Here is a 7466-nt window from a genome sequence, read left to right as displayed (position 1 = left end):
GCGGTATATTGATTACACCACTTCCAGGAGCCACAGACCTAAAACCAGGGTCAGCGACTCGCCCATTCTTCGGCGTTCAGCCTGCGCTCGTGGATAACATGGGTAACCTCATCAAAGAAACCGCAGCTGAAGGTAACTTGGTGATCCTTGATTCATGGCCAGGCCAAATGCGTACTGTTTACGGCGACCATGAACGCTTTGAGCAAACGTATTTCTCTACGTTCAAAGGCATGTACTTCACCAGTGATGGTGCACGGCGTGACGAAGACGGTTATTACTGGATCACAGGCCGTGTTGATGATGTACTGAATGTCTCAGGTCACCGCATGGGTACCGCTGAGATTGAATCAGCGCTGGTTGCACACCATAAGATTGCTGAGGCAGCGATTGTCGGTATCCCACATGACATCAAGGGTCAAGCCATTTACGCATACGTTACACTTAACGATGGCGAGTTCCCATCAGCCGAGCTGCATAAAGAAGTTAAAAACTGGGTACGCAAAGAGATAGGCCCCATCGCGACACCAGACGTATTGCATTGGACAGACTCTCTACCGAAAACACGCTCAGGTAAGATCATGCGCCGCATTTTGCGTAAGATTGCAACGGGTGATACCAGCAACCTAGGCGATACTTCTACACTGGCTGATCCGAGCGTGGTAGACAAGTTGATTGCAGAGAAAGCAGAACTGGCATAACACCAAGACTCTGTTGTATGCCAATCACAATAAGTTGGTGTTCAAATAAGTACAGTAATAATGCCTGAGAGCATTATTACAAGCTAGGATGACGCGTTATTTACCACGATTGGTATGCAAAACTAGCCCAAAAAGCCGCCGCACCTATGGCGGCTTTTCTGTAGGCGGGCACCAACAAACCATAGAAAGTACGTGTCAATTATGTTGTTTTTGTTAACTTGGTTGCAGCAACGGTGGGCCCTATTGGGAGATTAGACCAGTAAATTGCTGCTAATTGCTGTGAATTAGCTATAATCTTGGTCGATTTTTTGAAATTTGTTCGGTTTTAACAAAAAAACCGTTCTGAATTATCGTATATTTGGGAATATAAAGGTTCCACTCACGATAAAGGAAGATGGCAACATAATGTCTGCAAAGTCTCGAATTCTAGTTCTAAACGGACCAAACCTTAACCTGTTGGGTTTGCGTGAACCGACACATTACGGTAATCAAACCCTAGCACAGATTGTTGATGCATTGACTGAACAAGCTCGCAACTCTGGGGTGGAACTTGAACATCTGCAATCGAATCGTGAGTACGAATTGCTTGAGGCTATCCACGCTGCATACGGAAAAGTGGACTTCATCATCATCAACCCAGCCGCTTTCACTCATACCAGTGTTGCGCTGCGTGATGCATTACTTGGCGTGGCCATCCCGTTTATCGAAGTACACCTATCGAACGTTCACGCTCGTGAGCCGTTCCGCCACCATTCTTACCTCTCTGATAAAGCAGAAGGGGTAATTTGTGGCTTAGGAGTACAAGGTTATGAATTCGCTCTGGCTGCAGCAATCAAAAAATTGCAGCTAAAGTAGACCAAACACTCTGCAGCCCTTTGGGTTGTCTTAATCACAAGATAAAAGAGAAAGAAAAGATGGATATTCGTAAAATTAAAAAACTAATCGAATTAGTTGAAGAGTCTGGCATTGCTGAGCTAGAAATCTCTGAAGGTGAAGAATCAGTACGCATCAGCCGTAGTGGTCCTGCGGCTCCAGCTCCTGTTCATTACGCAGCGGCGCCTATGGCAGCCCCTGCGCCAGTCGCTGCCGCTCCAGTTGCAGACGCACCAGCGATGGTAGCAGAAGCACCAGCAGCCGTTCCTGCTGGACACCACGTTCTTTCTCCAATGGTTGGTACTTTCTACCGTTCTCCAAGTCCAGATGCGAAGTCATTCGTTGAAGTTGGTCAGAGCGTAAACGCTGGCGACACGTTATGTATCGTTGAAGCAATGAAAATGATGAACCAAATCGAAGCGGACAAATCAGGTGTTGTAACTGCGATCCTAGCTGAAGACGGCCAGCCAATTGAATTTGACCAACCACTAGTTGTAATCGAATAAGCGGGGCTTGCCTTATGCTAGACAAAGTAGTCATCGCGAACCGAGGTGAAATTGCACTTCGTATCCTTCGCGCTTGTAAAGAATTAGGCATTAAGACTGTGGCAGTTCACTCAACAGCTGACCGCGATCTTAAGCACGTACTACTCGCAGACGAAACCGTATGTATCGGTCCTGCTCGTGGTATTGATAGCTACCTAAACATCCCTCGCATCATTTCGGCTGCAGAAGTCACAGGCGCGATTGCGATTCACCCAGGTTACGGCTTCCTATCTGAAAACGCAGACTTTGCTGAACAAGTCGAGCGCAGTGGTTTCATCTTCGTTGGTCCTAAAGCAGACACCATTCGCATGATGGGTGACAAAGTGTCCGCAATCAACGCGATGAAAAAAGCCGGCGTTCCTTGTGTACCAGGTTCAGATGGCCCACTAGATGACGATGAAGACAAAAACAAAGCTCACGCTAAGCGCATTGGCTACCCAGTCATCATCAAAGCTTCTGGTGGCGGCGGTGGTCGTGGTATGCGCGTTGTACGCTCAGAGGCGGAGCTCGTTGAAGCGATCGCTATGACGCGTGCAGAAGCAAAAGCAGCATTTGACAACGACATGGTTTATATGGAGAAATTCCTAGAAAACCCTCGTCACGTTGAAGTACAAATCATTGCTGACGGTCAAGGCGGAGCTATCCACCTTGGTGAACGTGACTGCTCGATGCAACGTCGTCACCAAAAAGTCGTTGAAGAAGCACCAGCACCAGGTATTACAGAAGAAATGCGTAAGTACATCGGTGAACGTTGTACTCGTGCATGTCTTGAAATCGGTTACCGCGGCGCAGGTACATTCGAATTCCTATACGAAAACGGTGAGTTCTACTTCATCGAAATGAACACTCGTATTCAGGTTGAGCACCCAGTAACAGAAATGGTAACTGGAATTGACCTAATTAAAGAACAGCTACGCGTAGCAGCAGGTCAACCACTGTCATTCACTCAGGATGACATCAAGATCCGCGGCCATGCGATTGAGTGTCGTATCAACGCAGAAGACCCAGAGCGTTTCCTGCCTTCACCAGGTAAGATTGAACGTTTCCACGCGCCAGGCGGTATGGGTGTTCGTTGGGAATCTCACATTTACACAGGCTACACAGTGCCACCTCATTACGATTCAATGATTGGTAAACTGATCACTTACGGTGAGAACCGTGATGTAGCGATTGCACGTATGAAGAACGCACTTAGCGAGATGATCATTGAAGGCATCAAGACTAACGTTACTCTACAAGAGTCAATCATGAATGATGAGAATTTCCAGCACGGTGGTTCGAATATTCACTATCTAGAGAAAAAGCTTGGACTATAATAAGCCTTAGTTAGCCTGATAATAAATGCCCACATTGTGTGGGCATTTTTGTTTTGTATAAAGTCTATACTCAAACAAATCGTAGAGTTCTGATAAACTCTGCGCCACTTCATTCACTTTAAGAGCAACAACAAATGCCTTGGATTCAAATCAAACTCAATGCGACCAATGAAAACGCTGAACAAATCGGCGACATGCTTATGGAAGAGACTGGTGCGCTGTCTGTAACATTCCTAGACGCGCAGGATACGCCTGTATTCGAACCTCTACCTGGCGAGACTCGTTTATGGGGCGATACTGATATTCTGGCACTGTACGATGCAGAAGCTGACACAAACTTCATCATCACTCAAATCACAGCAAGCAACATGCTAGCAGACGATTTTGCTTACAAAGTAGAACAGTTAGAAGACAAAGACTGGGAACGCGAATGGATGGAAAACTTCCACCCAATGAAGTTCGGCGAACGTCTATGGATTTGCCCAAGCTGGCGTGATATTCCAGAACCAGACGCAGTAAACGTAATGCTCGATCCTGGTCTTGCATTTGGTACAGGTACCCACCCTACCACTGCACTTTGTTTAGAGTGGCTGGAAAGTAAGGATCTTTCTGGTAAAACCGTCATCGACTTCGGCTGTGGATCAGGCATCCTAGCGATCGCAGCGATCAAACTAGGAGCTGAAAAAGTTATCGGGATCGATATCGATCCTCAAGCGCTGCAAGCATCTCGCGACAACGCTGAGCGTAATGGTGTTGCCGATCAACTTGAAGTCTACTTACCTCAAAACCAACCTGAAGGGCTGCTTGCTGACGTTGTCGTTGCGAACATTCTTGCAGGTCCATTACGTGAACTAGCCCCCATCATTAAAGGCCTAGTGAAACCAAATGGTGAGCTTGCTATGTCGGGGGTTTTAGACACCCAAGCAGAAGACGTAGCAAAGCACTACCGTGACGAGCTTCACATTGACCCAATCGCAGAGCGAAACGAGTGGTGTCGTATCTCGGGTCGTAAGCAAGACTAGACAAGGTTTTTAGGGCTAATTGACTGAATTTAATACAAATTACAAAACAATTTGTAAATGCTCAAATATTAGTCTTTTCACGCAGTAAAAAAATGCGTAAAATGCGCGCCCTTGCTGGTACAGAACTGTGATGACGTTTTGAAAATCGGAAACTATCAACTTAAGAACAATCTAATCGTAGCTCCTATGGCTGGTGTAACGGATAGACCGTTTCGCGAGTTGTGTCTTCGCTATGGTGCGGGAATGGCTGTCAGTGAAATGATGTCCTCCAACCCAAAACTGTGGGGAACGTCAAAATCGAAACAGCGCATGGTACATGAAGGCGAATCGGGCATTCGCTCTGTACAAATTGCCGGTGCCGATCCACAGCTTATGGCTGATGCGGCTCAATTTAGTGTTGAAAACGGTGCGCAAATCATCGATATCAACATGGGCTGCCCAGCAAAGAAAGTGAATAAGAAGCTGGCGGGCTCTGCACTGCTTCAGTACCCAGACATCATCAAAGAGATTTTGACTGCGGTAGTGGACGCGGTAGACGTTCCAGTAACGTTAAAGACCCGCACTGGCTGGAACACAGAAAACAAAAACTGTGTTCACGTCGCTAAGTTAGCCGAAGACTGCGGCATACAGGCTCTAGCACTGCATGGCAGAACAAAAGCGTGTATGTACAAAGGTGAGGCCGAATACGACAGCATTAAGGCGGTTAAACAAGCTATATCTATTCCGGTTATCGCAAACGGTGATATCGATAGCCCGGAAAAAGCGAAGTATGTACTGGAGTACACCGGTGCAGACGCTTTAATGATTGGACGCCCAGCCCAAGGTCGTCCTTGGATTTTCCAGGAAATCCATCACTATTTGGAAAACGGCACCACAATGGATGAGCTTCCCGGTGAGGAAGTGAAAGCCATTATGCTTGGTCATGTTAACGCTCTACATGGTTTCTATGGGGAGTTCTTGGGTCCACGTATCGCGCGTAAGCACGTAGGTTGGTATCTAAAAGCGCATGAGCAAGCGAGTGAGTTTCGCCGTACCTTCAACGCTATCGATGCAGCTGAGCTGCAGCTTGAGGCGTTAGAGGGTTATTTTGATAACGTTGCATCATAATTAAGAGAAGAGCTAGACCGAATATGTTCGAACAAAATCTGACTTCAGAAGCATTAACAGTAACTACAGTAACGTCACAAGACCAGATTACTCAAAAGCCTTTACGCGACTCTGTTAAAGCGTCTCTTAAAAACTACCTAGCTCAACTAAACGGCCAGGAAGTGACTGAACTATACGAATTAGTTCTAGCTGAAGTTGAACAGCCATTACTAGATACCATTATGCAGTACACTCGCGGTAACCAAACTCGCGCAGCAACCATGATGGGTATCAACCGCGGTACTCTTCGCAAGAAACTTAAAAAATACGGCATGAACTAATCCGTTCATAGATTGTTTTTTAAAAAGGGCTTAGCCAGCAATGGTTAAGCCTTTTTTATTACCTTCTAGAAACGTATTGCCTTTCTACTTTCCCTAACTGACCCTATCTCCACAGATAAAGCCTGAAGTCACACTCTTCGCCTCTCTCCACCCCACCACTGTGCGATATTTGATATTTAGCACATTAAAGAGATCAGTCGTAAAGTGAGTCACGTGTTCAAAGATCAGAGACAACCGAGGCAGTCTGGCATATGGCTTCAAAACGAACCAAAAAAACACAGCTACTCACCTCGAGACCTAACGCAGCACAAGGCCGAATTGCGTAAAATAGTAACAATTCGAAGCAAACCTACCTATTAGGCTCTATCGACCCTGAGAGAAACGCAGAAGAGCTCATAGCCATATCTTGGATGAAAAACAAACCACTCCGGTCATATTGGGCTAGAGAGTGTTGATGTCTGGTTTCAAGACGAAGCTAGGTTTGGCCAACAGAACACGACGACACGTCTTTGGACGACTCGTGGAACGAGGCCTCGCGTGGTAAAACAACAGCAATTTGAATACGCTTATTTGTTTGGTTCGGTGTGCCCTGAACGAGGAATTGGTGAAGCCATGGTGGTTCCCTGGGTTAACAAGGACATAATGACCAAGCACTTAGAGCAGATATCTAAGGCTACTAAAAAAGGACGTCATGCTGTCGTTATAATGGATGGTGCAGGCTGGCATACCAATGATATTGCGAGAGAGTTTAATAACGTCAGTACTATTAAGCTTCCTCCCTACTCGCCAGAGCTTAACCCTATAGAGCAAGTTTGGAGTTGGTTGCGACAACATTATCTAGCGAATCAAAGTTTCACTGATTATAACAACATTGTTTCCAAGGTTTGTCGCGCTTGGAATGGATTTCTTGAGTGCCAAGATCGTGTCACAAAAATAAGCAGAAGAGATTGGATAAACCTGATCAGTTAATTTTCCGGATTGGTATTACTGCTGGGGTATTTTACTTTAGTGCAAACGTAAAAAAGCCCACTCTTGCGAGTGGGCTTCTTCAAATTTAAAGCCTGGCGATGTTCTACTCTCACATGGGGAAGCCCCACACTACCATCGACGCTAATTCGTTTCACTTCTGAGTTCGGAATGGAAATCAGGTGGGTCCAAATCGCTATGGTCGCCAAGCAAATTCTTTTTGTCTTCAGGTCTAATTCAACCTAAAAACAATCATTCGGAAAGCTGTTTTTGTTCTCACACATTCAATCTGTTCTTGCTTTGAGTCCATCAAAACCTCTTGGGTGTTGTATGGTTAAGCCTCACGGGCAATTAGTACAGGTTAGCTCAACGCCTCACAACGCTTACACACCCTGCCTATCAACGTTCTAGTCTCGAACAACCCTTTAGGATACTTAAAGTATCAGGGAAGACTCATCTCAGGGCTCGCTTCCCGCTTAGATGCTTTCAGCGGTTATCGATTCCGAACTTAGCTACCGGGCAATGCCATTGGCATGACAACCCGAACACCAGAGGTTCGTCCACTCCGGTCCTCTCGTACTAGAGCAGCCCCCTTCAATCTTCCAACGCCCACGGCAGA

Annotated in this window: 6 protein-coding genes, 2 rRNA genes and 2 pseudogenes; 8 read left to right on the top strand and 2 right to left on the bottom strand. The window is 46.2% G+C overall.

All coding sequences use genetic code 11. The features are described from left to right. The 8 genes and pseudogenes from AND4_RS18035 to AND4_RS18000 form a co-directional block, all read left to right on the top strand. A pseudogene (locus AND4_RS18035) lies at positions 1-698 on the top strand (AMP-binding protein); the annotation flags it as partial. A 405-nt stretch (positions 699-1103) separates the two neighbouring features. Beyond that, positions 1104-1553 carry a type II 3-dehydroquinate dehydratase gene (gene aroQ, locus AND4_RS18030; RefSeq protein ID WP_009844417.1) on the top strand — a complete coding sequence of 150 codons (450 nt, stop codon included), beginning with the start codon at positions 1104-1106 and terminating at the stop codon, positions 1551-1553. Between the two features lie 59 nt (positions 1554-1612). After that, positions 1613-2077: an acetyl-CoA carboxylase biotin carboxyl carrier protein gene (gene accB, locus AND4_RS18025; RefSeq protein ID WP_009844416.1), complete on the top strand. Its 465-nt coding sequence runs from the start codon at positions 1613-1615 to the stop codon at positions 2075-2077. 14 nt (positions 2078-2091) lie between these two features. Continuing rightward, positions 2092-3432, top strand: a complete 1341-nt coding sequence (gene accC / locus AND4_RS18020) for an acetyl-CoA carboxylase biotin carboxylase subunit (protein WP_009844415.1) — start codon at positions 2092-2094, stop codon at positions 3430-3432. Between the two features lie 134 nt (positions 3433-3566). After that, entirely contained in the window at positions 3567-4454 is an 888-nt protein-coding gene (gene prmA / locus AND4_RS18015; RefSeq protein WP_009844414.1) for a 50S ribosomal protein L11 methyltransferase, read from the top strand. A 138-nt stretch (positions 4455-4592) separates the two neighbouring features. Further along, complete coding sequence (gene dusB, locus AND4_RS18010; RefSeq protein ID WP_009844413.1) at positions 4593-5561, top strand: tRNA dihydrouridine synthase DusB; 969 nt, start codon at positions 4593-4595, stop codon at positions 5559-5561. Between the two features lie 23 nt (positions 5562-5584). Then, positions 5585-5881, top strand: coding sequence for a DNA-binding transcriptional regulator Fis (gene fis, locus AND4_RS18005; RefSeq protein WP_000462885.1), 297 nt, complete (start codon positions 5585-5587; stop codon positions 5879-5881). Between the two features lie 429 nt (positions 5882-6310). Further along, positions 6311-6850: pseudogene (locus AND4_RS18000) on the top strand (IS630 family transposase); the annotation flags it as partial. Between the two features lie 90 nt (positions 6851-6940). On the opposite strand, the gene rrf reads toward AND4_RS18000, so the two are convergent. Next, positions 6941-7057 (bottom strand): 5S ribosomal RNA (gene rrf / locus AND4_RS17995). A 120-nt stretch (positions 7058-7177) separates the two neighbouring features. Further along, positions 7178-7466, bottom strand: a 23S ribosomal RNA gene (locus AND4_RS17990); the annotation flags it as partial.

The sequence above is a fragment of the Vibrio sp. AND4 genome (assembly GCF_000171815.1).
In the GTDB taxonomy this organism is placed as follows: domain Bacteria; phylum Pseudomonadota; class Gammaproteobacteria; order Enterobacterales; family Vibrionaceae; genus Vibrio.
The sequence above is the reverse complement of the archived record's forward strand: the minus strand, read 5'-3'. Positions and strand labels throughout refer to the sequence as shown.

What these genes read in the sequence shown, in the direction of transcription:
- aroQ (WP_009844417.1), top strand. Translation starts at nt 1,104, where the DNA reads ATGTCTGCAAAGTCTCGAATTCTAGTTCTAAACGGACCAAACCTTAAC.
- accB (WP_009844416.1), top strand. Translation starts at nt 1,613, where the DNA reads ATGGATATTCGTAAAATTAAAAAACTAATCGAATTAGTTGAAGAGTCT.
- accC (WP_009844415.1), top strand. Translation starts at nt 2,092, where the DNA reads ATGCTAGACAAAGTAGTCATCGCGAACCGAGGTGAAATTGCACTTCGT.
- prmA (WP_009844414.1), top strand. Translation starts at nt 3,567, where the DNA reads ATGCCTTGGATTCAAATCAAACTCAATGCGACCAATGAAAACGCTGAA.
- fis (WP_000462885.1), top strand. Translation starts at nt 5,585, where the DNA reads ATGTTCGAACAAAATCTGACTTCAGAAGCATTAACAGTAACTACAGTA.